The sequence below is a fragment of the Micromonospora sp. CPCC 206060 genome (assembly GCF_036906895.1).
In the GTDB taxonomy this organism is placed as follows: domain Bacteria; phylum Actinomycetota; class Actinomycetes; order Mycobacteriales; family Micromonosporaceae; genus Micromonospora.
Map to the genome: position 1 here is coordinate 1 of NZ_JBAKHU010000030.1, position 26,089 is coordinate 26,089.

26 protein-coding genes, 1 pseudogene and 1 riboswitch are annotated in these 26,089 nt (G+C 72.0%); of the genes and pseudogenes, 13 read left to right on the forward strand and 14 right to left on the reverse strand.

Annotated elements, in window-relative coordinates:
- On the forward strand, window positions 1-869 hold an 869-nt coding region (locus tag V6U90_RS19065), incomplete at its 5' end, for an IS256 family transposase (protein WP_334438196.1).
- Between the two features lie 412 nt (window positions 870-1,281).
- Here the strand turns inward: V6U90_RS19065 and V6U90_RS19070 are convergent.
- The gene (locus V6U90_RS19070; protein WP_334438199.1) at window positions 1,282-1,521 is read right to left on the reverse strand and encodes a winged helix-turn-helix domain-containing protein; all 240 of its coding nucleotides are present in this window, start codon (window positions 1,519-1,521) and stop codon (window positions 1,282-1,284) included.
- Window positions 1,522-1,821: 300 nt separating this feature from the next.
- Between V6U90_RS19070 and V6U90_RS19075 the strand changes: the two genes are divergently transcribed.
- Window positions 1,822-2,229 (forward strand): DivIVA domain-containing protein, encoded by a 408-nt coding sequence (locus tag V6U90_RS19075; RefSeq protein WP_442933623.1) that lies wholly within the window; start codon window positions 1,822-1,824, stop codon window positions 2,227-2,229.
- Window positions 2,226-2,480: a hypothetical protein gene (locus V6U90_RS19080; RefSeq protein ID WP_334438204.1), complete on the forward strand. Its 255-nt coding sequence runs from the start codon at window positions 2,226-2,228 to the stop codon at window positions 2,478-2,480. Before V6U90_RS19075 ends, V6U90_RS19080 begins: the two co-directional genes overlap by 4 nt.
- Before the next feature lie 163 nt (window positions 2,481-2,643).
- On the opposite strand, the gene V6U90_RS19085 is transcribed toward V6U90_RS19080, so the two are convergent.
- The 5 genes from V6U90_RS19085 to V6U90_RS19100 all read right to left on the reverse strand — a co-directional run bounded on the left by V6U90_RS19085 (window position 2,644) and on the right by V6U90_RS19100 (window position 6,303).
- Window positions 2,644-2,967 (reverse strand): DUF1416 domain-containing protein, encoded by a 324-nt coding sequence (locus tag V6U90_RS19085; RefSeq protein WP_442933622.1) that lies wholly within the window; start codon window positions 2,965-2,967, stop codon window positions 2,644-2,646.
- A gap of 5 nt (window positions 2,968-2,972) precedes the next feature.
- The gene (locus V6U90_RS19090) at window positions 2,973-3,821 is read right to left on the reverse strand and encodes a sulfurtransferase (RefSeq protein WP_334438208.1); all 849 of its coding nucleotides are present in this window, start codon (window positions 3,819-3,821) and stop codon (window positions 2,973-2,975) included.
- 206 nt (window positions 3,822-4,027) lie between these two features.
- On the reverse strand, window positions 4,028-4,105 hold the full coding sequence (locus tag V6U90_RS33940) for an Ms5788A family Cys-rich leader peptide (RefSeq protein ID WP_310503780.1): 78 nt from the start codon (window positions 4,103-4,105) through the stop codon (window positions 4,028-4,030).
- A gap of 147 nt (window positions 4,106-4,252) precedes the next feature.
- Entirely contained in the window at window positions 4,253-5,047 is a 795-nt protein-coding gene (locus tag V6U90_RS19095) for an LmeA family phospholipid-binding protein (protein ID WP_334438211.1), read from the reverse strand.
- A gap of 134 nt (window positions 5,048-5,181) precedes the next feature.
- Entirely contained in the window at window positions 5,182-6,303 is a 1,122-nt protein-coding gene (locus V6U90_RS19100; protein WP_334438213.1) for a hypothetical protein, read from the reverse strand.
- Between the two features lie 568 nt (window positions 6,304-6,871).
- Between V6U90_RS19100 and V6U90_RS19105 the strand changes: the two genes are divergently transcribed.
- The 4 genes and pseudogenes from V6U90_RS19105 to V6U90_RS19120 all read left to right on the forward strand — a co-directional run.
- Complete coding sequence (locus V6U90_RS19105) at window positions 6,872-7,585, forward strand: winged helix-turn-helix transcriptional regulator (RefSeq protein ID WP_334438215.1); 714 nt, start codon at window positions 6,872-6,874, stop codon at window positions 7,583-7,585.
- Between the two features lie 273 nt (window positions 7,586-7,858).
- Window positions 7,859-8,788, forward strand: coding sequence for a polysaccharide deacetylase family protein (locus tag V6U90_RS19110; protein WP_334438218.1), 930 nt, complete (start codon window positions 7,859-7,861; stop codon window positions 8,786-8,788).
- Between the two features lie 70 nt (window positions 8,789-8,858).
- Complete coding sequence (gene mshD, locus V6U90_RS19115; RefSeq protein ID WP_334438371.1) at window positions 8,859-9,830, forward strand: mycothiol synthase; 972 nt, start codon at window positions 8,859-8,861, stop codon at window positions 9,828-9,830.
- 61 nt (window positions 9,831-9,891) lie between these two features.
- Window positions 9,892-10,291 (forward strand): annotated as a pseudogene (locus tag V6U90_RS19120) (phosphate ABC transporter ATP-binding protein); the annotation flags it as partial.
- A gap of 60 nt (window positions 10,292-10,351) precedes the next feature.
- On the opposite strand, the gene V6U90_RS19125 reads toward V6U90_RS19120, so the two are convergent.
- Window positions 10,352-11,221, reverse strand: coding sequence for an NUDIX hydrolase (locus V6U90_RS19125; RefSeq protein ID WP_334438220.1), 870 nt, complete (start codon window positions 11,219-11,221; stop codon window positions 10,352-10,354).
- Between the two features lie 76 nt (window positions 11,222-11,297).
- Between V6U90_RS19125 and V6U90_RS19130 the strand changes: the two genes are divergently transcribed.
- On the forward strand, window positions 11,298-12,266 hold the full coding sequence (locus V6U90_RS19130; RefSeq protein WP_334438222.1) for a Gfo/Idh/MocA family protein: 969 nt from the start codon (window positions 11,298-11,300) through the stop codon (window positions 12,264-12,266).
- A gap of 64 nt (window positions 12,267-12,330) precedes the next feature.
- Here V6U90_RS19130 and V6U90_RS19135 read toward each other — a convergent pair whose 3' ends face one another.
- From V6U90_RS19135 to V6U90_RS19145, 3 genes are all read right to left on the reverse strand, one after another.
- Entirely contained in the window at window positions 12,331-13,335 is a 1,005-nt protein-coding gene (locus V6U90_RS19135; RefSeq protein WP_334438225.1) for an inorganic phosphate transporter, read from the reverse strand.
- 4 nt (window positions 13,336-13,339) lie between these two features.
- Entirely contained in the window at window positions 13,340-13,966 is a 627-nt protein-coding gene (locus V6U90_RS19140) for a DUF47 domain-containing protein (RefSeq protein WP_334438228.1), read from the reverse strand.
- 119 nt (window positions 13,967-14,085) lie between these two features.
- Window positions 14,086-15,273, reverse strand: a complete 1,188-nt coding sequence (locus tag V6U90_RS19145; protein WP_334438231.1) for a PPK2 family polyphosphate kinase — start codon at window positions 15,271-15,273, stop codon at window positions 14,086-14,088.
- A gap of 153 nt (window positions 15,274-15,426) precedes the next feature.
- Here V6U90_RS19145 and sigJ point away from each other — a divergent pair, with 153 nt between their 5' ends.
- On the forward strand, window positions 15,427-16,383 hold the full coding sequence (sigJ, locus tag V6U90_RS19150; RefSeq protein WP_334438233.1) for an RNA polymerase sigma factor SigJ: 957 nt from the start codon (window positions 15,427-15,429) through the stop codon (window positions 16,381-16,383).
- A 39-nt stretch (window positions 16,384-16,422) separates the two neighbouring features.
- Here the strand turns inward: sigJ and V6U90_RS19155 are convergent, their stop codons facing one another.
- Window positions 16,423-16,929 (reverse strand): DUF402 domain-containing protein, encoded by a 507-nt coding sequence (locus V6U90_RS19155; protein WP_334438236.1) that lies wholly within the window; start codon window positions 16,927-16,929, stop codon window positions 16,423-16,425.
- 65 nt (window positions 16,930-16,994) lie between these two features.
- On the opposite strand from V6U90_RS19155, the gene V6U90_RS19160 reads away from it, so the two are divergent.
- Entirely contained in the window at window positions 16,995-19,265 is a 2,271-nt protein-coding gene (locus V6U90_RS19160) for an ATP-dependent DNA helicase (RefSeq protein ID WP_442933624.1), read from the forward strand.
- Between the two features lie 61 nt (window positions 19,266-19,326).
- On the opposite strand, the gene V6U90_RS19165 is transcribed toward V6U90_RS19160, so the two are convergent.
- Window positions 19,327-20,676: an AI-2E family transporter gene (locus V6U90_RS19165; RefSeq protein WP_334438374.1), complete on the reverse strand. Its 1,350-nt coding sequence runs from the start codon at window positions 20,674-20,676 to the stop codon at window positions 19,327-19,329.
- A gap of 90 nt (window positions 20,677-20,766) precedes the next feature.
- Here V6U90_RS19165 and V6U90_RS19170 point away from each other — a divergent pair, with 90 nt between their 5' ends.
- On the forward strand, window positions 20,767-21,105 hold the full coding sequence (locus V6U90_RS19170; protein ID WP_334438240.1) for a GroES family chaperonin: 339 nt from the start codon (window positions 20,767-20,769) through the stop codon (window positions 21,103-21,105).
- A 186-nt stretch (window positions 21,106-21,291) separates the two neighbouring features.
- The gene (locus tag V6U90_RS19175) at window positions 21,292-21,480 is read left to right on the forward strand and encodes a hypothetical protein (protein WP_334438384.1); all 189 of its coding nucleotides are present in this window, start codon (window positions 21,292-21,294) and stop codon (window positions 21,478-21,480) included.
- A 92-nt stretch (window positions 21,481-21,572) separates the two neighbouring features.
- On the opposite strand, the gene V6U90_RS19180 is transcribed toward V6U90_RS19175, so the two are convergent.
- Window positions 21,573-23,291 carry a PrsW family intramembrane metalloprotease gene (locus tag V6U90_RS19180; RefSeq protein ID WP_334438242.1) on the reverse strand — a complete coding sequence of 573 codons (1,719 nt, stop codon included), beginning with the start codon at window positions 23,289-23,291 and terminating at the stop codon, window positions 21,573-21,575.
- 66 nt (window positions 23,292-23,357) lie between these two features.
- Window positions 23,358-23,479: riboswitch (SAM riboswitch) on the forward strand.
- 47 nt (window positions 23,480-23,526) lie between these two features.
- Between V6U90_RS19180 and V6U90_RS19185 the strand changes: the two genes are divergently transcribed.
- Window positions 23,527-24,828: an aminotransferase class V-fold PLP-dependent enzyme gene (locus V6U90_RS19185; protein WP_334438243.1), complete on the forward strand. Its 1,302-nt coding sequence runs from the start codon at window positions 23,527-23,529 to the stop codon at window positions 24,826-24,828.
- 96 nt (window positions 24,829-24,924) lie between these two features.
- Here the strand turns inward: V6U90_RS19185 and V6U90_RS19190 are convergent, their stop codons facing one another.
- The gene (locus tag V6U90_RS19190; protein ID WP_334438377.1) at window positions 24,925-26,076 is read right to left on the reverse strand and encodes an FUSC family protein; all 1,152 of its coding nucleotides are present in this window, start codon (window positions 26,074-26,076) and stop codon (window positions 24,925-24,927) included.
- Window positions 26,077-26,089: the final 13 nt, after the last annotated feature.

Sequence of the window (26,089 nt, forward strand, 5' to 3'; positions counted from 1 at the left end):
CGTTGGGGATCACCCGACTGTCGAAGTCGCAGGTCAGCGTGATGGCCCGTGACCTCGACGAACACGTCGCGTCGTTCCGTACCCGCCCGCTCGATCAGGGCCCGTACACGTTCGTCGCCGCCGACGCCCTCGTACTCAAGGTCCGCGAGGGCGGCCGGGTCGTCAACGTGCACGCCCTGGTGGCTACCGGCGTGAACGCCGACGGGCACCGCGAGATCCTCGGCCTGCAGGTCACCAGCGCTGAAGACGGCGCCGGCTGGCTCGCGTTCTTCCGCGACCTCACCGCCCGGGGCCTGACCGGGGTACGTCTTGTCACCTCGGACGCGCACCGCGGTCTCGTCGACGCGATCGGCGCCACCCTGCCCGGCGCCACCTGGCAAAGATGCCGCACCCACTACGCGGCGAACCTGATGTCCGCCACGCCGAAGGCGTCCTGGCCGTGGGTGAGAACGCTGCTGCACAGCGTCTACGACCAACCCGACACCACATCGGTGCACGCCCAGTACGACCGCCTCATCGACACCGTGCACCCCAAACTCCCCGCCGTCGCACAGCATCTCGAAGCCGCCCGCGACGACGTCCTGGCGTTCACCGGCTTCCCGAAGGAGATCTGGCGACAGATCTGGTCGAACAACCCGCAGGAACGTCTCAACCGGGAGATCCGCCGCCGTACCGACGTCGTCGGGATCTTCCCCGACCGCAACGCCCTGATCCGCCTCGTCGGCGCCGTCCTGGCCGAACAACACGACGAATGGACCGAAGGCCGCCGCTACCTCGGCCTCGACGTCCTCGCCAAATCCCGCCTCACCCTCATCACCACCGACACCAAGGACACGCCCCCACACGACCTACCAGCACTCAGCGCATAGAACCCAACACTCAACCCACCGAACAACAAACGATCACGCAACAACCGCTAAACACCACTCCACAGGACTTGACCTCTCCAGGATGCGCTCGATCGACTCGCGCATAGCCTGTCGGGTGTGCTCGTCCTCGTTCGCGACGGCAGCCCACATCCGCCGGCAAGCTGCCCGCACCTGGCTTTCCTGAGCAGCCCAGAACGCCTCGACGTCGTCCGGGCCAGTCGGTTCGGATGCCGAGGTTGGTACCGCTGCCATCCGGCGCCCCTTCCGGGCGAGGACACGACCTTGCCGCCCGTTTGGTGATCCACTCGGTTTTCAGGAAGTCGGGGTGTCCGACCGAGGGGGACAGCCCGGTTTCCTGAAAACGGAGTGGACCACGCCCCGCCGCAGACCCGAACCCGTGTCAACTACCCGGTCAGGGCTTGCGCAGCCACGTCTCCGGGTCGGTGACGAAGACACCCTTGCCCTGGTGACGGCTGATCACCTCCAGCGCCTCAAGGCGCACGAAGACCAGCCGGATCGTCGACGCGCTCACCCTGTGCTGTTCGCACAGTTCAGCGATCGAGGGCAGCTTGTCCCCGGGCTTGAGCCGTCCGCTTCTGACATCGGACATGATCCCGTTGGCGATCTTGAAGTAATCCGGCAATGCAGGCATGGCACTCCTCGCGTGGCACCTGCAATTCGATCACGGGCAAGCCACGCTGAACAAGCCGAAGACACCAAACAGGCAAAGGTTGCCTAAAGCAACTTCAGTGACTAAGTTAGGCGGCGAGCGCTCCTCGCGTGGCAACGAGCAGGGCTCTTCCCCCGGTCGGGGCGGGTGTCGGAGATGGAAGGGATACACCCGTCCCGGCCGCCCTCCAGCGGCAGCGCCGGCCCCGGCTGCCCTTGCGGAAAGGCGGTCCTCATCGTGCGCAGGTTCCTCCGGCTGTTCCGCCGGAACCGGTCGACGGCAATCGGCCGACCCACGGCAGCCGAGCGGCCACCCGACCGGCGGCCACCGGCCCGGCACCGCGCCGACAACCGGCCCGCAACCAACCGGCCCGCAACCAACCGCGCCGACACCCGCGCCACCAACCGGCCCGCCGGCCGGTCCGGGCCACCCGGGCGGCACAACGCGGGCCACCACTACCGGTCGACGGCGTACCGGCCGCTCTGCGCCAATCAGGTACGGCAGCAGCGGTTCAACCGGTCGCGGCACGGGCTGGACCCGGCCGAGGTGGACGGCTTCCTGCACCGGGTCGCCGACGAACTGACCGCGCTGCACGCCGAACTGGTCCGTACCCGGGAGGAGAACGTGCGGATCAAGGGTGCGCTCCGCGACTGGCAGTCCCGGTTCGGGCCCCGGGTGGTACGCCGGTGAGCAGCGTGACGGACCGCCAGCGGTACGTCGTACACCTGACTGTCGTCGCCGCCGACCTGCCGGCGGCGGAACTGCTGGCCCGCTCGATCGCCCGGTCGTTGGCCTTCCTGCCCGACGTGCGGATGGGCGAGACCACCGTGTCCGAGGTGGACGATCAGGGCGTACAGCGTCAGGTCTTCTGCGACCGGTTGCTCGGCGGCCGACGGCGCTGCGTACGGCGGGCCGACCACCCCGGCCACTGCACCTCATGATCGCGCTACTTCTTGAAAACAGGGCCCTCAACGGCGCATGAGGGCCCTACATCTGTGAAATAGCACGACCTTGCGCGTGCGGCGGCCGGCCGGCAAGCGGCCCCGGAAACGACGAGGCCCGCCGGTACCCCTACAGGGTGCTGGCGGGCCGAGTCGGAGAAGGTCAGGCCGCGACCGTGACCGCCACCTCGTTGATGCCCCGGGCGGCGTTGACGGTGGCGTCACCGTTGCCGTGCCGGGAGAGCGCCCGCAGGGTCCAGGTACCGGGCGCGGCGAAGAACCGGAACTGACCGGCCGGAGAGGTCACGACCTCGGCGGTGAACTCACCGGTCGAGTCGAGCAGCCGGACGTAGGCACCGGCCACGACCTCGTCGGACGCGGAGGTCACGACGCCGGTGATGACGGTCTCCTTCTCCAGGTCCAGGCTGGCCGGGAGCGGAGCGGACTGGTCGGGGGCTGCGCAGCCCGCAGTGGTGGGAGCAGTCATCGTGATCACGCCTCTCCGGGCTCGTCGCCGAGCGCCACCGGCACGCCGACCAGCGAGCCGTACTCGGTCCAGGATCCGTCGTAGTTCTTCACGTTCTGGTGGCCGAGCAGCTCCTGCAGCACGAACCAGGTGTGCGAGGAGCGCTCGCCGATCCGGCAGTACGCGATGGTCTCCTTGCCGTCGTCCAGACCGGCGGCAGCGTAGATCTTGCGCAGCTCGTCGTCGGACTTGAAGGTGCCGTCCTCGTTGGCCGCCTTCGACCACGGCACGCTGATCGCGGTGGGCACGTGCCCGGCCCGCTGCGCCTGCTCCTGCGGCAGGTGGGCGGGGGCGAGCAGGCGACCGGCGTACTCGTCGGGCGAGCGGACGTCGACCAGGTTCTTGGTGCCGATCGCGTCGACGATCTCGTCGCGGAACGCCCGGATCGAGGTGTCCGGCTCCTGCGCGACGTACTGGGTGGCCGGGCGGGAGACCTTGTCGGTCACCAGCGGGCGGGCGTCCAGCTCCCACTTCTTGCGACCACCGTCGAGCAGCTTGACGTCGCCGTGGCCGTAGAGCTTGAAGTACCAGTACGCGTACGCGGCGAACCAGTTGTTGTTGCCGCCGTAGAGGATGACGGTGTCGTCGTTGCTGATGCCCCGCTCGGAGAGCAGCGCCTCGAACTGCGACTTGTTGACGAAGTCCCGGCGCACCTGGTCCTGGAGGTCGGTCTTCCAGTCGAGCTTGATCGCACCGGCGATGTGGCCGGTGTCGTACGCCGAGGTGTCCTCGTCGACCTCGACGAAGACGACGCCGGGGGCGCCGATGTTCTTCTCGGCCCAGTCGGCCGAGACGAGTGCGGTGTCGCGACTCATCAGATCACTCCCTGTTGAGGATGGTGGGTGGTGAGCCTGCGCGTAGGTCCGGATCGTGTTGTCACAGCCCGCGCGGGACCCAGTAGGAAGGACGGATCAGGGGTTCGTGCGACGGCGCCACTGCCGGGCGATGAAGGGACACCGGAGGGGGCTCGTGCCCCGCGTGCCGGCGACCGCCGTTCAGGCGGCCGGATGCAGCCCCGCCGTCAGATGACGGGGCGACAGAGGCAGGTGGCCACGCGGCACAGGTCGACCGCGCGCCGTTTGGTGAGGTGTGTCCCCATGGGGAGGGAGCCTACCAGCCAGGCGCCGGGTGACCACCCCTAGCGACCACGATCCGGGACTCCCGACCCTGTGACGGAGGCCCCATGTCCCGTGGCGACGGACCCGGATCCCCTGCTGACAGGGAACCGGGTCCGGTGGTGGTGGGCTCAGGCCGCGTTGAGTGGTACGTCCTTCGCGGTGGCGCTGACCTCCAGCCCTTCCGGCAGTACCCGGACCTCACGTACCCGCAGGTCGTAGGGCAGCTCCGGCAGCGGCACCCGGATCGAGATGCGCTTGGCGTAGTTGGTCAGCAGGGAGCGGGCCAGCGGCACGTTCGGCACCCCCTCGGCGTTGAGGTCCTCGAACTTCAGCGACACCTGCCCCTGCTCGTTGACCGTCAGCACCCCGATGCCGCTGACGGTGAACCGCTGCCCGAGCAGGTCCACCGGCAGGGAGACACCGAGCTTGCCGTTCTGCTCGGCGAGCTTGACCCCGGGCTGGCTGATGAACTGCGCCACGCTGTCGTACGCGATGACCCCGGTGCCGTCGACGGTGGCGGCGCGGATGTCACCCTGCCCGGAGCGGATGGTGTCCAGGGAGGCCGTCACGTCCCGGGCGGTGATCTCCAGTCGGGGCAGCCGCACGGTCCGGTCCTGGACCGGCCCCTGGGCGTCCCGCACGTTGATGGTGATCGACTCGTACCGTCCACCGACCACCTGGGTCAGGAACGGGAACCCGCCGATCGAGACGTCCGGCGTGGTGGACGAGATCTGCCGCTTGGCGGTCTCCCGGCCGGCCTGCTCGGCGATGGCACGTTCGGCCGCCCCGGCGGCCACCCGGTCGGCGAGCACGAACAGGCCGCCGAGCACCACCAGCAGGACGAGCAGCACGATGAGCAGCTTGCGGCCCCGCCGCCGGGGTCGCGCCTCGTACTCCGGGTAGCTCTCCGCCGTCGCCGTCACGCCGCCTCCTCCGTCGCCGCCACCGCCGGTCGGCGGCGCAGCGTCTTGTACCCGACCGGCCGGTCAGCCAACCGTGCCCGGACGGGCCGGTGCGGCGTCCCGGGGACGCCACACCGCGTGAATCATCGTCAGGGTCAGGTGAGGAAGAGTACGCACATCGCGTAGGCGGCCGGGGCCGCCAGGGCGAAGCCACCGGTCGGGCCCTGCATGTGCCGGGCGATCCACATGGTCGGCGGTTCACCGGCCATCAGCCGTCCCGCCTCGGCGTACCCCACGGCCAGGTCGGCCAGTACGGCGGTGGCGGCGGTGACCAGCCCGACCACGGCGGCGCTGGTCGGGGTGAACCCGAGCAGGTAGCTGCCGATGACCCCGCTGGCAAGCGTACCGACCATCGCGCCGACGACCACGCCGGTCGCGCCCCGGGGCACCTGCGGGGCCAGCCGGGGCAGGGGGAAGAAAGCGTCGACGAGCCGGGCCACCGCCAGGGCGACGGCGGTCGCGGTCAGGCACACGAAGATCGACTGGGTACCGGCCGGGATCCGGGTCAGCACGATCAGCGTGGCGAAGGCCATCACCCCGATCATGATCAGCAGAGTGGTGCCGAGCGAGTCGGTGACCCGTACCCGGTCGACCCGGCGGACGAGCTGCCCGAGCACGGCGAGCACGAACCCGCCCGCCGTCACGAAGCCCAGCGGAGCCAGTCCAGCCACCTCGGGCAGTACCGCAGCGGCGTCGACCGCGGCGGCGGCCAGCACGCTGACCGCACCGACCACCGGCCAGGCCGGCGGCCGGATGGCCATCGTCCAGGACAGGACGAAGAGGACCTGCACCCCGAAGACCACGATGGCGAACGGGAGCCGGTGCCCCGGCCCGGCGGTCTGCGCGCCGAGGACCAGCCCGAGCCCGAGCAGCGCGGCGAACCCGGCGACGGTGAGGGAGAGTCGCCGGCGTACCGGTACCACCTCGATCTCCTCGTCGGGCTCATCGTCGGTTGCGTCGTCCCGGTCGCCGGCCCGGGGCTGCGGTACGGAACCGTCGCTGTCCCGTCGGGCCCGGCGCGGACCGTTCCGCTCGGTCCGGTCGTCCGACCGGTCGTCCTCCTCTGACCAGGGCTGACCGGCGGCTCCGGGCTGACCGGCGGGCGGTAGCGGCGGCCGTCCCGGAGCCGGCGGAACGGCCGGCGGACGTCCCGGCGTGGGGACCGGAGCGGAGGCCGGCGGACGCCCCGACGCGGGCCCGCCGGGACGCCCCGGCACGGGAGCGGACGCGGGGGTGGGGGCTGGAGGACGGCCGGGCCCGGGAGCAGGGGGACGGCCGGGTGCCGGGGGATAGCCGCCGGTCGGGGCCGGTGCACGGCCCGGGACGGGGGCACCGCCACGCGGTCGCCCCGGGATCGGCGCGCCACCCGGCGGATGACCGGGAGCCGGGGTGGCGGCTGGCGGGTAGCCGTCGGCCGGGTCCGGACCACCGGCCTGCGGCGGGTAGCCGCGCGGCGGGCCGCCCGGTCCCGGGCGGTTGCCGTCGGACCAGGGGTCACGACCGGCCTCGGGGGGCGTCGAGGGAAACACGCCCTGATCGTGCCAGACCGGAAGACCGAAACGCGGACCACGGTTTCAGCGAAGTAAAAACCTGCCTGGTAAGGGCCGACAAGTCGGGCAAACAGGAGTTTACGTAAGAGCAACCCCTGGTTAGTCAGTTAAGCTCAGGTCCTTACCCGCCCCGTCAGCGACGCCGGGACCCACGCCAGTCTCCAGCGGTGCCGCCCTGTGCGGGAGCCGCTGGTCGCCGCGCGGCCTGACCGGCCGCCGGGACGGAGGTGATCGTGTGGAGATCCTGCTCCTGGTGACTTCGCGCGCAGGCGAACCAGCGACAGTACTGCCCGCTCTCGACCTGCTGCCTCACTCGGTGCGTACCGCACCCCGGGACGTACGCACCCTGGTCTCCGGGCCGAGCCCGGACGCCGTGCTGGTCGACGCACGCTCCGAGCTGAGCGAGGCCCGGGCAACCTGCCGGATGCTGCACGCCACCGGCCTCGGGGTGCCGCTGCTCGCGGTGGTCACCGAAGCCGGCCTGATCGCGGTGAACGCGGACTGGGGTGTGGACGACGTCCTGCTGGCCACGGCCGGTCCCGCCGAGGTGGAGGCCCGCCTCCGGCTCGCGGTCGGGCGACTGAACAGCGTGACCGCCGCAGCCGGCGGCACGATCCGCGCGGGCGAGTTGAACATCGACCCGGACACCTACGCGGCGAAGCTGAAGGGCCGGCCGCTCGACCTCACCTACAAGGAGTTCGAGCTGCTGAAGTTCCTCGCCCAGCACCCGGGCCGGGTGTTCACCCGTGACCAGCTACTGCGTGAGGTCTGGGGCTACGACTACTTCGGCGGTACCCGCACCGTCGACGTGCACGTCCGGCGACTGCGGGCCAAGCTCGGCTCGGAGTACGAGTCGATGATCGGCACGGTGCGCCAGGTCGGCTACAAGTTCGTCGTGCCGCCGTCCCGCTCGCTGCCCGACTCGGAGCCGGCACCCCTGCCGGTCTGACCGTCCCCCGTCCCCCCGGCGACCGGCGACCGGCCGGCGACAACTGGGAGCCCGGGGACGACCGGGAGCCCGACGAGCAGGCAACGGCCGGAGTCGGGTCGGCCCGGCGGCAGCCTGGGCGAGTCAGACTGAAGAATCCTCAAAAGCCCTTTTTGTGAGCCACGTCAGTCCTATCCTGACTGTCGGGTTTCAGCAAAGGGGGCGGCCGGTGTCCGAGATGACCAGTCCGACGGTGGCGGGACCAGCCACCAGGGAGACGGGCCGGGTCTCCTGATGCCCACCGTCGCAGCGGTACGAGCACTGAGCGTGGTCGTACTGGTGGTCACCGCACTGTTCGGGACGGCGTACGTGCTGGGCCGGACCCTGACCGCCGAACACCCACCGGCCCCGCCGGCCGGCCTCTTCCCGTCCCCGACCAGCGGCGGCCCCCGGACCGGCACCGAACCGTCCCGACCCCGTGTCCCGTACCCCGACGCTCCGGCCACCGCCGGGAACTCCGGCACCGGATCGGACCGCCCGCAGACCACCGCCCCCACAAAAGCGCCCGACCTGGACGCCGGGACCGGCGGCGAGCACCAGCAACTCCCCCTCGAAGAGGGCGGCCCGTACGGCAGCCGGCTGACCACCGGATCGAGCCAGGTCGCGCTGACCTTCGACGACGGCCCGGACCCGAAGTGGACCCCGCAGACCCTGGAACTGCTCCGGCGGTACCAGGTGAAGGCGACGTTCTGCCTGGTCGGGCAGAACGTCCAGCGGTACCCGGACCTGGTCCGGGCGATCGTGGCCGACGGGCACACCCTGTGCAACCACTCCTGGAAGCACGACCTGCTGCTCGGCAGCCGCTCCCGCCAGGTCATCGAAGCCGACCTGCTCCGCACCAACCAGGCCATCTGGGCGGCGGCGCCCGGCGCCCGGATCGCCTACTACCGCCAGCCCGGCGGGAACTGGACGTACCCGGTGGTCCTGATCGCCCAGGAACTCGGCATGACCGCCCTGCACTGGACGGTCGACCCGAAGGACTGGAACCGCCCCGGCGCCGGGAACATTGCGGCCATGGTCACCGGGAGCACCATGCCCGGGTCGGTCGTACTCCTGCACGATGCCGGCGGCGACCGGCAGGGCACGATCATCGCCCTCGGCACGATCCTGCCCAACCTGGTCCAGCGTTTCCAGCTCGACGCGCTGCCGACCGGCGCGGCGTGACGACGCACGCGACAGGGCGGACCAACAGCCGACAGCCGGCTACCGTGACGGCATGATCGAGCGCGACGGGATGATCGGGAATGCGGATGGTGACCGGGTCGGCCGTACCGACCGGCTCACCCCGGCGGAGGTGGCCGAGGTACTGGCCCTGGCGGAGACCGCCACCGCCGCGGACGGCGCCGCGCCGCTCGCCGAGCACGTCCTGCTGCGGCTCCGGCACCCCGGCGCACCCGCCGCCCACCTCACGGTCCGCGACCCGGCGGGCACCCTCACCGGGTACGCCCACCTCGACCTGACCGCGCCCGGACAGGGGGTGGGCCTGGAACTGGCCGTGCATCCGGCCCACCGGCACCGGGGCCTCGGCCGGGCCCTGGTCGAGGCGGCCCTGGCGACGAGCCCCGGCCCGCTGCGCGCGTGGGCGCACGGCGACCACCCGTCGGCCGCCGCGCTCGCCGTCGACCTGGGCTTCACCCGGACCCGGCTGCTCTGGCAGCTCCGCCGGCCACTCACCGCCGAACTGCCGGATCCGGTCCTGCCGGACGGGGTGATCCTGCGCGCCTTCGAGCCCGGGGTGGACGACGAACCCTGGCTGGCGTTGAACGCCCGCGCCTTCGCCGACCATCCGGAGCAGGGCCGGTTCAGCCACGACGACCTGCGGGTACGGATGACCGAACCGTGGTTCGACCCAGCCGGTTTCCTGCTCGCGGTGGAATCCTCGACCGGCCGGCCGCTCGGCTTCCACTGGACGAAGATCCACGGCACCGGCGGTCCGGCTGCCGGGACCGGTCCGGGCTCCGGGACCGCTCCGGGCTCCGGCTCGGCGGCCGGGCGGATCGGCGAGGTCTACGTGCTCGGGGTGGACCCGGACGCCCACCGGGGCGGCCTGGGCCGGGCACTGACCAGCGCCGGTCTGGCGTACCTGCGGGCACAGGGACTGGACCGGGCGATGCTCTACGTCGACGACTCCAACACCCGGGCGGTAGCGCTCTACGAGCGGCTCGGCTTCGCCCGCTGGACGGCCCACGTCGTCTACCAGTCGTAAGGAAGGGCCCCTTCTTAACGCTTTCGGTATAGGAAGGGCCCCCTGTTAACAACTGACCCCTGAGAGGGCGCTGCGGGCCGCCAACCTCTGGGACGAGGTCAAGGACCGGCTGGGCAAGCCGGGCGCCGGCCTCTCCGGTGGTCAGCAGCAGCGGCTCTGCATCGCCCGGACCATCGCGTTCGAGCCGCAGGTGGTGCTGATGGACGAGCCCTGCTCGGCCCTCGACCCGATCTCCACGCTGACGATCGAGGAGCTGATGTTCCAGCTCAAGGACCAGTACACGATCATCATCGTGACGCACAACATGCAGCAGGCGTCCAGGGTGTCGGACCGTACCGCGTTCTTCTCGATCGAGAAGACCGGCGACCGGCCGGCTGATCGAGTACGACAACACCCAGAAGATCTCCACCAACCCGAGCGTGAAGAAGACCGAGGACTACATCACCGGCCGCTTCGGCTGAGGTGTTAAGAAGGGGCCCTTCCTCTACCGAAAGCGTTAAGCGGGGGCCCTTCCTTACACCTCAGTGGAGGATGAAGCGGGGTTCGCCGTCGGCGGGCAGTTCCAGCCGGGGCGTGACCGGGGTGGCGGCGTCCCGGCTGTCCGCCGCGGCCAGCACCCCGGCCAGGTCACCCGCGGCGGCCACCTCGGTCAGGGTGACCAGGGTCGGCGGCAGCATGGCGAGTTCCCCGGCCGCCGCGCGAGCCAGGGCGTCCGCCGGGCGCACCCACATGGTGTGGTCGGCCTCGCCGGAGACGTCCCGGGTCCGCTGTCCTTCCGGCAGCAGGGCCACGAAGAAGTACGTGTCGAAGCGGCGCGGTTCGAACTCCGGGGTGATCCAGCGGCTCCAGGGTCTCAGCAGGTCCGAGCGGACCGTCAGATCCCGCCCGGCGAGCAGGTCCGCGAAGCGCAACTCCCGCCGGACCAGCGCGGACCGGGCGGACTCCCAGTCGTCGGAGCTGACGTCGCCGACCACGGTCTGCGCGGCCGGGCCGGCGAGCAGGACCCCCGCCTCCTCGAAGACCTCGCGGGCGGCGGCGCACACCACGGCCTGGGCGGGGCCGGCCGCGAGCCCCAGCCGGTCGCCCCACTGGGCCGGTGACGGGCCGGACCAGTCCAGGTGCACCTGGGAGTCGGAGGGGTCCACTCCCCCGCCGGGAAAGGCGTACATACCGCCGAAGGCCATCGCGGCGACCCGGCGGATGACGTACACCTCGAAGTCGGCACCGGCGGGCCGGAGCAGCAGCACGGTGGCCGCGACCCGCGGGGTGGCCGGGACACCACCTTCGGCGTGGAACCGGCGGGCGTGCTCGACCAGTGCCGGCGGCGCCACGAAGGTGCGACCGGCGGGATCCTCCCGGTGGGCCGTCGGCTGCTCGCTGTCGATGGTCATTCCGCGAGCGTAGTGCGCCATCCTGTTCAGTGGGCGGAACGGCTGCCGACCTCGGGTCCTTGGTTAGCGTTCGGGCATGACGCGTTGGGGAATCCTGGCCACCGGAAACATCGCCGGCCGCTTCGTCGAGGACCTACGGCTGCTGCCCGACGCGGAGGTGGTCGCCGTCGGTTCGCGTACCGCCGAATCGGCCCGGCTCTTCGCCGACCGGCACGGCATCGGCCGGTCCTACGGCTCCTGGTCGGAGCTGGCCGACGACGACGACCTGGACGTGGTGTACGTCGCCACCCCGCACTCCGCGCACCACGAGGCGACCATGACCTGCCTGGCCGCCGGTCGGGCGGTACTGGTCGAGAAACCGATCACCCTGGACCGGGCGGGGGCGGCCGAGCTGGTCGAGACCGCGCGCAGCCGCGACGTCTTCCTGATGGAGGCGATGTGGATGCGCTGCAACCCGCTGATCCTGCGGGTACGCGAACTGATCGCCAACGGGGCGGTCGGCACGCTCACCGGCGTACAGGCCGACTTCGGGGTGGCCGGGCCGTTCCCGCCGGAGCACCGGATGCGCAACCGGCTGCTCGGTGGTGGCGCCCTGCTGGACCTCGGGGTGTACCCGGTCAGCCTGGCGCATCTGCTGCTCGGGGTACCGGACCACGTCGCCGCGTGGGGGAAGCTCGGCCCGGAGGGCGTGGACGAGAACACCGGCATCGTCCTCGGGTACGACTCCGGGGCGGTCGCCACGCTGAGCTGCGGCATGCTCGGGATGACCCCGGTGGCCGCCGCGATCACCGGTACCCTCGGCCGGATCGAGCTGCCGTCACCGTTCTTCCGGCCGGGGCACGCGGTGCTGCACCGGCTCGGCGCCGAGCCGGAGACGATCCCCGGTGAGCTGGTCGGCAACGGCTACCAGGACGAGGCGGCCGAGGTGCAGCGCTGCCTCGCGGCCGGGCTGCGGGAGAGCCCGCTCGTCCCGCACAGCGCGACCCTGGAGGTGATGACCCTCCTTGACGACATCCGGGAGCGGATCGGCGTCAGCTACACCTGAGGTGTTTGCAAGGGCCCCTTCCTATCGTTTTCGGTATAGGAAGGGGCCCTTGCAAACACTTGCCTCAGCTGAAGAGCGGCCGGACCAGGAAGTACATGATCGCGCCGATCGACCCGGCGGCCGGGAAGGTCAGCACCCACGCCCCGACGATGTTGCCGGCCACGCCCCACCGGACGGCCGAGAGCCGCTTGGTGGCCCCGACGCCCATGATGGCCGAGGTGATGGTGTGGGTGGTCGAGATCGGGGCGCCGAGCACGAGGGCGTTGAAGTAGAGCACCGAGCTGGCCACGGTCTCGGCGGCGAACCCCTCCGGCGGCTTGAGGTCGATGATCCGCCGGCCGAGCGTACGGATGATCCGCCAGCCACCGGCGTAGGTGCCGGCGGCGAGGACGGCGGCCGAGGTCCAGAACGCCCACTCCGGGATGAAGCCCGGGTCGTCCTGGTACCCGCCCACGTAGAGGGCGAGTACCACGATGCCGATGGTCTTGGCGGCGTCCTGCATGCCGTGGCCGACCGACATGGCGGCGGCCGAGAGGGTCTGCGCCCAGCGGAAGCCCCGGTTCAGCTTGCCCGGGTGCCCCTTACGGAAGATCCACTGCACGGCGATCATGACGATGTAACCGAGCAGGAAACCCACCATCGGGGACAGCACCATCGGCAGGATGACGTCCTCGGCGATGCCCTTCCAGAGTACGGTGCCGGCGGCGGCCAGGGTCGAGCCGACCAGGCCGCCGATCAGGGCGTGCGACGACGAGGACGGCAGCCCGAAGTACCAGGTGATCAGGTTCCAGGTGATGGCACCGATGACACCGGCGAAGACGATGCCGAGGCTGGCCGTACCCGTCGGGAGTTTGACCAGGCCGCTGCCGACGGTCTTGGCGACCTCGGCGCCGAAGTGCGCACCGATGAAGTTGCCGACCGCAGCCATGGCGAGCGCCACCCGGGGCGTGAGCGCCCGGGTGGAGATGCTGGTCGCGATCGCGTTTGCGGCGTCGTGGAAGCCGTTGGTGTAGTCGAACGCCAGCGCTACCAAGATCACCGCCAGTACGGCGATGAGTTCCGGGGACACTGGCTCAGGACTCCTTGACCGCGATGGTCTCGATTGTGTTCGCCACGTGCTCGAAGGCGTCACAGGCCGCCTCCAGCTCGTCGGCGACCTCCTTCATCTTGAGAACCGTCAGCGCGTCGTACTCACCGGAGAAGAGGCGGACCAGCAGCATCCGGTACGCCTGGTCGCCGTCGTTCTCCAGGCGGTTGCACTCGATCCAGTAGTCCTCGAGCGCCTTCATCGTCCTCAGCCTCGGCATCGCCTCGGCGGTCAGCTTCGCCTGCAGGTCGAGGACGTTGACCAGTTCGTGCATCTCGCGCGGCAGCGACGGCAGCTTGGTGAGCCCGTAGAGGTAGAGCAGGTTCCCGACCGCCTCCAGATGGTCCATCACGTCGTCGAGCTGCGACCCGAGGCGGTAAATGTCCTCGCGATCGAAGGGAGTGATGAAGGTAGAGTTGATCTTCTTGTAGAGATCGTGGGTGATCTGGTCGCTGTCGTGCTCGACCTCGGTGAGCCGCTCGCTGACCGACTGCACGTCGACCCCCGGCAGGCTCAGCTCGTTGAGGAGCTCGGTACCCCGCACCAGGTTCTGCGCGGCCCTGGTGAAGAGCTCGTAGAAGGCGCCCTCGCTGGGGCGGAAGGAAAACTTCACGGCACGGACCTCGTTGCATCGGTGGACGGGTGGCGGGTTCCCGAGGGAGGGCTGCCCTGGGGAATGCTAGGAAACAAGAAAACGGCCCATCAGGCGGCCCACCCCTGGCCAGCCCCCATTCACTCTTCGTTCACCTGCTGTTCATCTTGTCCCGCGTGGACGCCGCTCCGCGCCCCGTGCGGGGCAGCACCGGTGGCCCCGGGTACCCGCCCCGCCCCCTGCACCGGGATCACCCCCGAACGGCCCGACCCGGCCGGCCCGGGGTGTTCCGGGGCCCAGGGGTGTTTTGAGGCCCAGGGGTGTTTTGACGGCCCCGGCTGCACCGATCGCCCGGGGTGCTCCGACGGCCCCGGCTGCACCGATCGCCCGGGGTGCTCCGACGGCCCCGGCTCCTCCGACAGCCCGGGCTCCTCCGCCGCGAGGCGGCGCCGTTCGTGTTCCACGTCGAAGGTGGGCGGCGGATACCCGAGGTGGAGAGTGGCGAGCGTCTCACGGAGCAGGTGGGACACGGCCCAGTCCCGGTACCACTTCCGGTCGGCGGGGACCACGTACCACGGGGCTCGGTCGCTGGCACAGCGGCCGAGCGCCTCCGCGTACGCCGCCTGGTAGTCCCCCCAGCGGGCCCGGGCGTCCACGTCCGCCGGATCGTACTTCCAGTACTTACGCGGGTCGGTGAGCCGTTGCAGGAGCCGCTCCCGCTGCTCCGCGTAGGAGATGTGCAGCATCACCTTCACCAGGGTCACCCCGGCGTCCGCCAGTTCCTGTTCGAACGCGTTGATCTGGTCGTACCGGGCCCGCCAGACCGGCTCCGGGGTGACCGATGCCACCCGGGCCACCAGCACGTCCTCGTAGTGCGACCGGTTGAAGATCCCGACCCGGCCGGGCGGCGGCAGCGCCCGCCGGATCCGCCACAGGAAGTCGTGCCGCAGCTCCTCCGCAGTCGGCGGTCCGAAGGACCGGACGTGCAGCCCCAGCGGGTTCATCGCGCCGGCGACCCGCTTGACCACCCCGTCCTTACCGCCGCAGTCCATCGCCTGGAGCACCAGCAGCACCCGACACCCGTCGGACGGGTCGGCCTTCGCACCCGCGAAGAGCATCTCCTGCCGCTCCGCGAGGTACGCCCCGATCCGGGCGACCTCGCTGCGGGCCCAACCCTTCCGGTCCCCGCCGGTCACGTCCGGGCCGGGCAGCCCGGGAGTGGAGCGCGGATCGACAGCAGCCAGATCGACCAGACCGTCGTCGCCGGGTGCCACCCGGAGCAGGTCGCGAAGGGACCCGTCCCGCGGGTCGCGGTTGCCATCGCTCATCGACCGATCATCACGCACCCACCGCCGTCCCGCCCGTCGACCGGCAACGTCGACCGGCAACGTCGACCGGGAACGTCAGCCGGGAACGTTGTTAATAGGGGGCCCTTCCTATGCAGAAAACGTTAAGCGGGGGCCCTTCCTTACACTGCCGGGGTGTGGGATCTGGTGGCCGGGTTCGAGGCGGAGCGGGGCCATCTGACGGCGGTCGCCTACCGGATGCTCGGCAGTCGCAGCGAGGCCGAGGACGCCGTACAGGAGACCTGGCTGCGGTACGCGAACGCGTTCGCCGATCCGGCGTACCGGGCCGAGATCCGGGAACTGCGCGCCTGGTTGACCACCACCACCGCGCGGATCTGCCTGGACGTGCTGCGGTCGGCGCGGGTACGACGGGAGACGTACCCGGGTCAGTGGCTGCCCGAACCGGTCGTCAGCCGGCTGCTGGCCGGGGCGGGCACGCCGGACGGTTTCGCACCCGACCCGGCGGAGCGGGTCGCCCAGACCGACGAGGTCGGGCTGGCGCTGCTGGTGGTGCTGGAGCAGCTGACCCCGGAGCAGCGGGTCGCCTTCGTGCTGCACGACGTCTTCGCCACCCCGTTCGCGGAGATCGCCTCCGTGCTCGGTACCACCCCGGCCGCCGCCCGCCAGCTCGCGTCCCGGGCCCGCCGGACGGTGAGTGACCCGGGAGCGCCCCGGCACACCGCCGATCCGGCGGAGCAGCGGCGGGTGATCGAGGCGTTCCGGCGCGCCGCCGAGAACGGGGACCTGGCCGGCCTGTTGGCGGTGCTCGCCCCGGGGGTGGTCCTGGTGGGCGACAGCGGGGGGCACTTCCCGTCGGCCCGGCGTCCGGTGCTCGGCGCGGACCGGGTGGCCCGGTTCTGGATCGGGGTGACCCGGCCTTCCCCGCGTACCGGCCGGGACGAGCGGTGGTACCGCCCGGTGCTGGTCAACGGGAGTGTCGGGCTGCTGGCCGAGACGGTCCACCGGGACGGCCGGCTGTGGCGCAGCGTTGTGGCGTTCACCATCGACGGAGGCCGGATCACCCACGTCTACCAGCAGTCCAATCCGGACAAGCTGAGCGGGGTGGCCCGGCTGGCCGACCTGGACCGCTGAGCGTCGGACCAGCACCGCCGGCCACCGTCGCCGGCCGGCTCAGACCACCAGGGCCAGCCATTTCCGGTACGCGGTGGCGAACGGCTCACTGCCGTCACCCAGCACGGCGAACAGCCACCGGGCCGCAGCCTCGGCCTCGGCCACCAGCTCGTCCGGGTATCCGAAGCGGACCCGGTGCTCGGCGAACTCGTCCTCGTCGCGCAACTCGACGGCACCGGTGGCCCGCCGCCGCACCACGTCGAGGTCGAGATCGATCAGGTGCACCGTGTCATCGCCCTCCCAGCGGGCCTGGCTGGCGATGTCGCAGTAGACCTCGCTGGTCCTCGGCGGCGGGTTGAACATCCCGGTCCACCAGCCCTGGTGGGGTACGAGCAGCACGAACGGGATCTTCTCCACCGAGGGGCGACCGTGGTAGATGGACTTGGTGCCGGCCGGCACGCCGAGCCAGACACCCAGGTCGTCCTCGGCCAGCCGACGGGCCGGGTAGTCGCGGTGGGGGGTGCCGTCGTACTTGCGGTAGATCACCCGCACCACATCGCTCGACATGCACCGCAGACTATCCGATACCACCCAGTCGGCGCCCCCGCGAATAGACCGGGCGCCGTCGATCGATTCCGAAGAGTGACCTCCGGTCGGGGTGGCGTGCGAACCACGGTGTCAGCGGCGCCGGGTACCGTCCAACGGTGACCGCGCCCCGCACCACCCTTGGTTTCCCGAAGTCCGTCCAGGCCGGGCGACGGCGCTCGGGCAACCGGCCCACCGGCGTCGAACTGCTGACCGCAGCGGTGGAGACGGTGCCGGGCGGGGCCACCCGCCCCGGTCAGCAGCAGATGACGGTCGCCATCGCCGAGAGCATCGCCTCTGGTGAGCACCTGCTGGTGCAGGCCGGTACGGGTACCGGCAAGTCGCTGGCCTATCTGGCTCCCGCGCTGACCGTGGACGGCCCGGTCGTGGTCTCCACGGCGACCCTCGCCCTCCAGTCCCAGCTGGTCGAACACGACCTGCCCCGGCTCGCCGACGCGGTGGAGCCGTTGCTGAAGCGGCGGCCCGCCTTCGCGGTGCTCAAGGGCCGGCACCACTATCTCTGCCTGGCCCGGCTGGACAGCTCGACCGAGGAGGAACCGGGGGACACCCTCTTCGACACCCCCGGCGGCGGCAACAGCGGCGGTGGGGGCCTGCGCTGGCTGGGTGAGACGGGCCGGCTGGGCAAGCAGATCCAGCGGGTACGCGACTGGGCCATGGAGACCGAGACCGGCGACCGGGACGAGCTGGATCCGGGCGTGGACGACCAGGTGTGGCGGACGGTGTCGATGCCGGCCCGGGAGTGTGTCGGTGCCGGGCGCTGCCCGTTCGGGGCGGAGTGTTTCGCGGAGGCGTCCCGGGCCCGCGCCCGGGAGGCGGACATCGTGGTCACCAACCACAGCCTGCTCGCCGTCGACATGCTCGCCGGCCGGCAGATCGTTCCGCCGCACAAGCTGCTCATCGTCGACGAGGCGCACGAGCTGGTCGACCGGGTCTCCTCGGCGGCGCAGGCCGAACTGGTGCCCGAGCTGATCGACCGGGCGGCCCGACGGGCGCGACCGCTGCTGAAGCCGGAGACCGCCGAGGCGCTGGTCGAGGCGGCCGACGCGCTGTCGGTGGGGCTGACCGAGACACCCGCCGGCCGGATCACCGCCGGGCTGCCGGCCGCCCTGGCCGAGGCGTGCACGCTGCTGGACGCGGCGACCCGGGCGGCGTTGGAGGCGATCGGCGACGTGAAGGCCGACGACCCCGACCCGGTCCGCAAGCAGCAGGCGAAGGCGGTGCTGGACGAGTTGTCGAAGACCGCGCAGCGGCTGCTGGAGGAGGCCGACCACGACGTGGCGTGGGTGGAGAAGCCGGAGGGCGCCGGTTCCGGACGGCGGGCGCTGGTCGTCGCGCCGCTCTCCGTCGCGGGTACGCTCGCCACCCACCTGTACGACGAGCGCACCGTGGTCGCCACCTCGGCCACGCTGACCCTGGGGGGACGGTTCGACACGGTGGCCCGGGCCCTGGGGCTGGCCACCACGGAGTCCACCCCCTCTCCGGCCGCGCAGGCGCAGGCCGCGTCGACCCGAGCCGCGTCGACCCGGGCCGGGGCGGCCGGCGGGACGGCGGCACAGGACGGCGGCACGGCGGTCCGGGGGGACGGGGCTGCGGAGGGGCGGGGCGGTGATCCGGGTGACGAGGGGCCGGGGTGGAGTTCGCTCGACGTGGGCTCCCCGTTCGACTACGCCCGGCAGGGCATCCTCTACGTCGCCGCGCACCTGCCCCGGCCCAGCGTCTCCGGGCTGCCCGAGGCGGCCGGTGAGGAGCTGCTCGCCCTGGTGACCGCGCTCGGTGGTCGTACCCTCGGACTCTTCTCCTCGCGTCGGGCCGCGCAGCAGGCCGCGGAGCTGCTGCGGGCGCGCACCGACCTGCCGGTGCTGCTCCAGGGTGAGGAGGCGCTGCCGCTGCTGGTCCGGCGGTTCAAGCAGGAGCGGTCGAGCTGCCTGTTCGGGGTGATGTCGCTCTGGCAGGGGGTGGACGTGCCGGGCGACTCGTGCCAGCTCGTGGTGATCGACCGGTTGCCCTTCCCCCGGCCGGACGAGCCGCTGGCGGCGGCGCGGGCCGCCGCAGTGGACGCCGGTGGTGGTTCGGGCTTCGCGGCGGTCAGCGTCCCGATCGCCGCGGTACGCCTCGCCCAGGGGGTGGGCCGGCTGATCCGGGCGACCGGCGACCGGGGGGTGGTGGCGGTGCTGGACTCCCGACTGGAGACGGCCCGGGGGTACGGCCCTTTCCTGCGCCGCTCGTTGCCGCCGTTCTGGTACACCACGCGCCCCGAGGTGGCCCGGGGCGCGTTGGAGCGGCTGGGCCGCAGCTGAGGGTGCTTCCGTGCCCGGCCGCGCAGCCGTCGGGCGGGCACGGACGGCCCGATGGGCCGGGTCAGGGTGTGCTGGAGGCGACAACCACCGCGTCCGGCGGCACCTCGGGTACCCGCCGGTGGTTGAGCCGACGGATCGCGGTGTTGAGTACGGCGATCAGCGGTACCGAGATGAGGGCACCGACGATGCCGGCGAGCACCACCCCGGCGGCGATGCCGACGATCACCGCGAGCGGGTGGATGGCGACCGCCCGGCCCATGATGAGCGGTTGCAGGATGTGCCCCTCGACCTGCTGGACCCCGATCACCGCGCCGAGGATGATCAGCGCGGTCACCGGGCCGCTGTCGACCAGGGCGACCAGCACGGCCACGGTGCCGGAGAGGGTGGCGCCGACGATCGGGATAAACGCACCGAGGAAGACCAGGGCGGCGAGCGGGAAGGCGAACGGCACCTTGAAGATCATCAGGAAGATGCCGATGCCGACCGCATCGATGAAGGCGACCAGCACGGTGGCCCGGACGTAGGCGACCAACGTGGACCAGGCCGCCTGGCCGGCGTCGTCGACCCGCCAGCGGGCGGCCAGCGGGAGCAGCCGGACCAGAAACCGCCAGATCTTGGACCCGTCCCGCAGGAAGAAGAAGGTGGCGAAGAGCACCAGCAGGGTACCGGTGAGTGCCTCGGCGAGGGTGGCGGCGGTGGAGATGGCCCCGCTGGTCAGTGACTGGGTGTTCTCATCGATCCACTTCTGCCCCTGGTCGATGTAGTCGCTGAGCTGGCCGTCGGAGAGGTGCAGCGGACCGGTCTTGAGCCAGTTCTGGATCTGCCGGACGCCTTCGGTGGCATTCTTGCTCAGCTCCGGTACCCCGTTGACGAACTCGTTGACCACCAGGGTGAGCGTCCCGACCACGGCGCCCAGGCCACCGACCAGGACCACCGCGGTGGCCGCCGACCGGGGGAACCGGGCCCGCAGCAGCCAGCCCACCGCCGGGGCGAGCAGCGCGGAGAGGAGCAGCGCGATGGACAACGGGATGATCACGATCTGGATCCGGCCGATGATCCTGATCAGCGCCCAGCCGAGTACGCCGATCACGATCAGCCGCCACGACCAGGCGGCGGCGATCCGCAGCCCGTGCGGCACGTCCGCGTCGTCCTGGCTGGAGGTGGAGGGGTGCTGCGGCACCTGCGGGGCGGGCAGCCCGGCGACCGGCACGTCGGATTGCGCCGGCGGGCCGGGCGACGAGGGACTCGCCACCCCACCGTCCGCCTTGGTGTCGCTGGGGACTGACGCCCGGCTCGACTCGTACGCGCGACGGATCCGCGCGCGAATCTGCTCGAAGCGGCTCAAAAGCACCTCCCGGCTGGCTACAGGCTCCACCACCGTAACGGGCAAACTCCAGCCCAGACCTCCGATGGCGACCCTGATTCGGCCCCCACATTGCCCCGGCCCGGTACCGCGCAACCACCGCGACACCGGTGCCGCCGGACACGGTAGCGTTCCAGCGTGACTGCGGACCCCAATCTCGAAGCCGGCCTGCCGATCCGTCTGCTGCACGACCGCGTCCTGGTCCGGATGGAGGGTGCCGACGGCGAGCGGCGGTCCACCGCCGGCATCGTCATCCCGGCCACCGCCTCGATGGGCAAGCGACTGGCCTGGGCGACCGCCGTCGGGGTCGGGCCGAACGTCCGGGCCATCGTCTCCGGCGACCGGGTCCTCTTCGACCCCGACGACCGCTCCGAGGTCGAGCTGCACGGGCGCGGGTACGTGCTGCTGCGGGAGCGGGACGTGCACGCGGTCGCCGCCGAGCGGGTCGAGCCGGACTCCACCGGCCTCTACCTCTGAGTCCCGGACCGGACGCCGGCGTTCCGCCCGATTCCGGCACATCCGGCAGATTCTCGCCCTTTTCGGCACTCCGCCCCGTTTGCCAGGCCGTTCCCGGGGAAGCCACGCGTTCGATCGCTGGTCCGCCCCGGGCCTGACGGGCTGCTGCGCCCCGGCCCGGGCCGCCCGGTGGCACCAGGACGGCAAGTGCCCGCAGCGGAGGAAGAGATGCCGGTATTCGTGAAGAAAGTGTTCGCCTGGCTCGGAGTCGCCTTCCTGATCTTCTTCGTGGCGTTCCGACCCGATGGCGCCGCCGCCATGTGCCAGTCGATCGGCGTCGGCCTGATGGCCATCTTCCAGGGCTTCGGCGACTTCCTCACCGGCGTGACCGCCTGACCCGGGGGGACCCCGTCACCCACTGCGGCTATCCGGGACGGGCACCGGCCGGCGGTACCGGCCGGGACGGCGTCGACGGCAACCGCCCGGGGTCACCCCCGCCAGGGGCCGGGCGGCGGGGCGGCACCCCACGGCGGCTGCCCGTGACCGGGATACGGCGCCGCGCCGTACGGACCCGGGGGCGGGTACGAGCCCGGGGGCGGGTACGAGCCCGGGGGCGGGTACGAAACGGGTGGCCCCACCGGTCGGGGCGGGGCGAGCACCACCGGGATCGGTACGACCGGCTCGTCCGGCGGGTCCACCGAACGGCGTGACCCGTCCGGGAAGGTCAGTTGGTACCGCTGACCGTCCCAGATCCCGATTGGCGTCTGCGGATCCCGTCCCACGAAGAACGACCGGTACGCCGAGATCGAGCCGAGCAGTTCCCGTTCCTCCCGGAGCGCCCGGTCCCGGTCCGCCGGGCGGTCGTCCAGGCCCCGCCGCATACCGTCCCGGAGCAGCGCCAACCGGGTCGCCGCGAACTGGTAGCCCCGCATCGCCTTCAGCCCCGCGTCGCCACCGACCCGCCGGGCCCACTGCCGGGCCGCGTGCCGCCGGCCCAGGCTGCCCAGGGCTGCCACCTCCGGCGGGGTCAGCCAGCCGGCCCGGACGTAGTCGGGGAGCACCCGCTCGGTGAGCCGCCCCTCCCAGCCCCGTAGCCAGACCGCGAGACCGACCAGCGCGAAGAAGATCGGCGTCATCACGCCGATGTAGCCGTAGAGCGAGATCAACGCCTGCCCGGTGGCCACGGTGAGCGACGGCAGCAGGTTCCAGGTGCCGTGCAGCATCATCGCCAGCAGCAGACCGGCCAGCGGGGCGAGTACCCGGACCCGACGGTCGGCGGTCCGGGCGGCGATCCCGAGCCCGATCCCGGTCATCGCGGTGAACATCGGGTGGGCCATCCCGAAGAGCAGGATCCGGACGATGAAGATGGCGATCAGGTTCTGCGCCCCGGTGGCCGGCCCGTACTGCTCGACACCGCTGGCGTAGCCGTGCCCGCCCAGGTAGAGGATGTTCTCCACCATGGCGAACCCGACCGCGGAGAGGCCACAGTAGACCAGTCCGTCGGTGATCCCGGACCACTCCCGGCGGCGGAAGAGGAAGAGCAGGACCGGGCCGAGGGCCTTGGTCAGTTCCTCGATGAACGGGGCGACCAGCACCGCGACCAGCGCGTCGGGCAGCCCCCACTCCTGGAACCGGTCGGCGAAGAAGCCGTTGACGTTGATCGAGGCGGCGGTCGAGACGAACGCCCCCCAGGCGAAACAGAAGATCAGGTACTTCAGCGGCTCCGGTTCGTACCGGTCGAGCCAGAGGAAACAGGCGATCAGCACGGGTACCGGCAGGATCGCCGCCACCAGGCCGACCAGCAACGCCTCGGCACCCAGACTCTGCCCGAGCGTGAACAGCATGAAGACCGCGCTGCCGGCGATCAGCAGGATCACCCCGGCCAGTACCAGGTACCGCAGCCAGCCGGCCCGCCGGCCGGGCATCGCCGTGGCCGGTCCCCCGGCCGGAGGCGGGGTGGCCGGTCCCCCGGCCGGAGGCGGGGTGGCCGGTCCCCCGGCCGGAGGCGGGGTGGCCGGTCCCCCGGCCGGAGGCGGGGTGGCCGGTCCCCCGGCCGGAGGCGGGGTGGCCGGTCCCCCGGCCGGAGGCGGGGTGGCCGGTCCCCCGGCCGGAGGCGGGGCGGGCGGCAACGGCGGGTACGCGGCTCCGCCGGGCGGAACGGGCGGCGACGGGGAGGAGAGGGCTCCGCCGGGCGGGGTGTCGGCCATGCGGCCAGCGTATCCATCCTCGGCCCACTGGTCCGGGCGCATTCCCACCGGATATGCTCCAACCCAGGTCACGAGCGCCAGCGTCAAGCCCCGGCTTGCTGGCCGGCAACCCTCGTCGAGGTTCGCGGTGGGGTGCCCCGGGTGATGACCGGGCCCAGCCCGATCCGTGTGCTGGGCAAGCGCGGACCCTGTCCCCTGTGCCGAGCCGGGGTCCGGTGGACCCTGGAGGAACGGCATGACCCTGTTGGCAGCCCCGCCCGTCCCGTCCCGCTCCCGCCCGGCGGCTGCGCCGTCGCCCACCGCCGTGCCCGGCACGACCGGGCCGCTCGACGTGCTCGGGGTACCGGGTCAGATCAATTTCGACTACGCGGCCAGCGCGCCCTGTCTGCGGGCCGCCGCCGACGCGGTGACCGACCTGCTGCCCTGGTACGCCAGCGTGCACCGGGGTGCCGGAGCGCTCTCGGCGCACTGCACCCTCGCCTACGAGCGGGCCCGGCAGACCATCGGCGACTTCTTCGGTGCCCGTACCGACGACCACGTGATCGTCACCCGGAACACCACCGACGCACTCAACCTGCTGGCCCGGGCCCTGCCCACCGGCATTACGGTGGTCACCTTCGCCGGGGAGCACCACGCGAACCTGCTGCCCTGGCCGGCCGGTACGGTCCGGCTGCCGGCGCCCGACTCCCCCGCCGCCGCGGTGCGAGCCCTGGACGCGGCCCTGCGGGAACTGCGACGCGGCCCGGACGGCGGTGTCCAGGACGGGCCGGTCCTGGTCGCGGTCACCGGCGCCAGCAACGTCACCGGCGAGTGCTGGCCGATCGCCCGGCTGGCCCGGCAGGCGCACCGGCACGGCGCCCGGATCGTGGTGGACGCCGCCCAGCTCGCCCCGCACGTGCCGGTCGACCTGGCCGCGCTCGACGTGGACTACCTGGCCGTCTCCGGGCACAAGCTGTACGCCCCGTTCGGCGCCGGGGTACTGATCGGACGCGCCGACTGGCTGGACGCGGCGCCGCCGTACCTGGCCGGTGGGGGTGCCACCGGGCACGTCGGCGACGCCACCCACGACGTACGGTGGGCGACCGGCCCGGCCCGACACGAGGCGGGTACCCCGAACCTGCTCGGTGCGGTCGCGCTGGCTGCGGTCTGTACCGCCCTGGTGGAGGCGGACCGGCCCGCGCTGCACGCCCGGGAGCAGGCACTGCTGGCCCGACTGCGGACCGGTCTGGCCGCGCTGCCGGACGTGGTGGAGCTGCACACCTTCGGCGTCGACGCCGACCGGGTGGGCATCGTCTCGTTCGTGGTGGCCGGGCGGGACTCCGCCGAGATCGCGGCGGAACTGGCCCGGGAGCACCAGATCGGGGTACGCGACGGGCTCTTCTGCGCCCACCCGCTGACCCGGCGGCTGCTCGCCGAGGCGGCGGCGCGTACCGGTCGACAGGACCTGCCACCGACGGCCCTGCGGGTCAGTCTCGGCCTCGGTAGCACGGCCGCCCAGGTGGACCGGCTGCTCGGGGCACTCGCCACGATCGGCTGATCCGTCGCCACGACCGCCGTCGGCTGACGGTCCACGGTCCCGCCGTCGGCTGACGGTCCACGGTCCCGCCGTCGGCTGACGGCACACGGTCCGCCGTCAGCCGGCCGGCTGGTCGTCGGGGGCACGCCCCTGCTCGCCGGGCGGGCGCGGCGTGTCGCCGAACGCCTGCCGGACCAGCCGGTTGGCCTCGTCCTGGTCCAGACCGCTCGCCTTGATCAGGTCACTGGCGGTGGTCCGGATCTGCGCGATCACCACACTGCCGGAGAAGCCGACCCCCTCCCGATAGGCCCGGCCGGCATGACACACCGCCCGCATGGTCCACTCCCGGGCGTCGTCGGGGTCCTTACCGACCGCGAACTCGTGCCGCAGGACCCGGACCGACTCGGCCAGGCTCCGTACCGCCTCGGACATCGCCTCCGGGATCGGCTCCTCGTCCTCGATCAGGGTCACCGCCCGCCGGATCAGGGTGCCGCTGTTCCGCATCGCCCGGTCGACCGGTTCGGCCGCCTCCGCGTAGTGGGTCAACGCCTCGCGCCGGTGCCACCGGGCCGGGGAGATGGTGGTGGTCTCCTTGGCCCCCTCGATCGCCTCGGAGAACGCCTCCAGCTCCGGCTGGTTGCGCCGCAACCGGTCCAGGGCCCGCTGGCAGCGGGCCGGATCCCGGGCGACCAGCGCCTCCGCCGCCTCGGTGAGCTGGTCGGCGAGCAGGTCCAGCGCCGGGCGGGCCGCCCGGTTGATCACCCGGAGCGGGTTCAGCGGCAGCAGCAGCGCCGTCACCAGCAGGGCGACACCGCCGCCGACGAACGCGTCAACGAACCGGGGGAATTCGAGATCCGCCACCGACGGGCTCAGCGTGACGATCAGTACGGCGGTCGCCGCAGCCTGGATCACGATGGCGACACTGCCGCCCAGAAAGACCGCGACGACGATGGCGAGCAGGACCACCACGCCGAGCTGCCAGGGTCCCGTCCCGAAGAAGTAGATCAGAATGTCGCCGATCAGCACCCCGAGCGCCACTCCGATGATCAGCTCGACGGTCCGCCGCATCCGCTGCCCCACCGACGCGGCCAACGTGCCGACCGCCGAGATCGGCGCGAAGACCGGCTGCGGGTTGTTCAGCAGTTCGTGGGCGGCGGTCCAGGACAACGCGGCGGCGAGCCCGGCCTGCAACGCGAGCACCCAGGCCATCCGGACCGCGTGGAGCCGCTCCCGCAGGGTCGCGTGCCCCCGGTGCCGCAACTGGGCCATCACCGCCGCCAGC

Excerpts from the sequence above, each read along its gene's own strand:
- V6U90_RS19070 (WP_334438199.1), bottom strand. The coding sequence starts at position 1,521 with ATGCCTGCATTGCCGGATTACTTCAAGATCGCCAACGGGATCATGTCC.
- V6U90_RS19085 (WP_442933622.1), bottom strand. The coding sequence starts at position 2,967 with ATGACTGCTCCCACCACTGCGGGCTGCGCAGCCCCCGACCAGTCCGCT.
- V6U90_RS19090 (WP_334438208.1), bottom strand. The coding sequence starts at position 3,821 with ATGAGTCGCGACACCGCACTCGTCTCGGCCGACTGGGCCGAGAAGAAC.
- V6U90_RS33940 (WP_310503780.1), bottom strand. The coding sequence starts at position 4,105 with ATGGGGACACACCTCACCAAACGGCGCGCGGTCGACCTGTGCCGCGTG.
- V6U90_RS19110 (WP_334438218.1), top strand. The coding sequence starts at position 7,859 with ATGCCCACCGTCGCAGCGGTACGAGCACTGAGCGTGGTCGTACTGGTG.
- mshD (WP_334438371.1), top strand. The coding sequence starts at position 8,859 with ATGATCGGGAATGCGGATGGTGACCGGGTCGGCCGTACCGACCGGCTC.
- V6U90_RS19125 (WP_334438220.1), bottom strand. The coding sequence starts at position 11,221 with ATGACCATCGACAGCGAGCAGCCGACGGCCCACCGGGAGGATCCCGCC.
- V6U90_RS19130 (WP_334438222.1), top strand. The coding sequence starts at position 11,298 with ATGACGCGTTGGGGAATCCTGGCCACCGGAAACATCGCCGGCCGCTTC.
- V6U90_RS19145 (WP_334438231.1), bottom strand. The coding sequence starts at position 15,273 with ATGAGCGATGGCAACCGCGACCCGCGGGACGGGTCCCTTCGCGACCTG.
- V6U90_RS19155 (WP_334438236.1), bottom strand. The coding sequence starts at position 16,929 with ATGTCGAGCGATGTGGTGCGGGTGATCTACCGCAAGTACGACGGCACC.
- V6U90_RS19180 (WP_334438242.1), bottom strand. The coding sequence starts at position 23,291 with ATGGCCGACACCCCGCCCGGCGGAGCCCTCTCCTCCCCGTCGCCGCCC.
- V6U90_RS19185 (WP_334438243.1), top strand. The coding sequence starts at position 23,527 with ATGACCCTGTTGGCAGCCCCGCCCGTCCCGTCCCGCTCCCGCCCGGCG.
- V6U90_RS19190 (WP_334438377.1), bottom strand. The coding sequence starts at position 26,076 with ATGGCCCAGTTGCGGCACCGGGGGCACGCGACCCTGCGGGAGCGGCTC.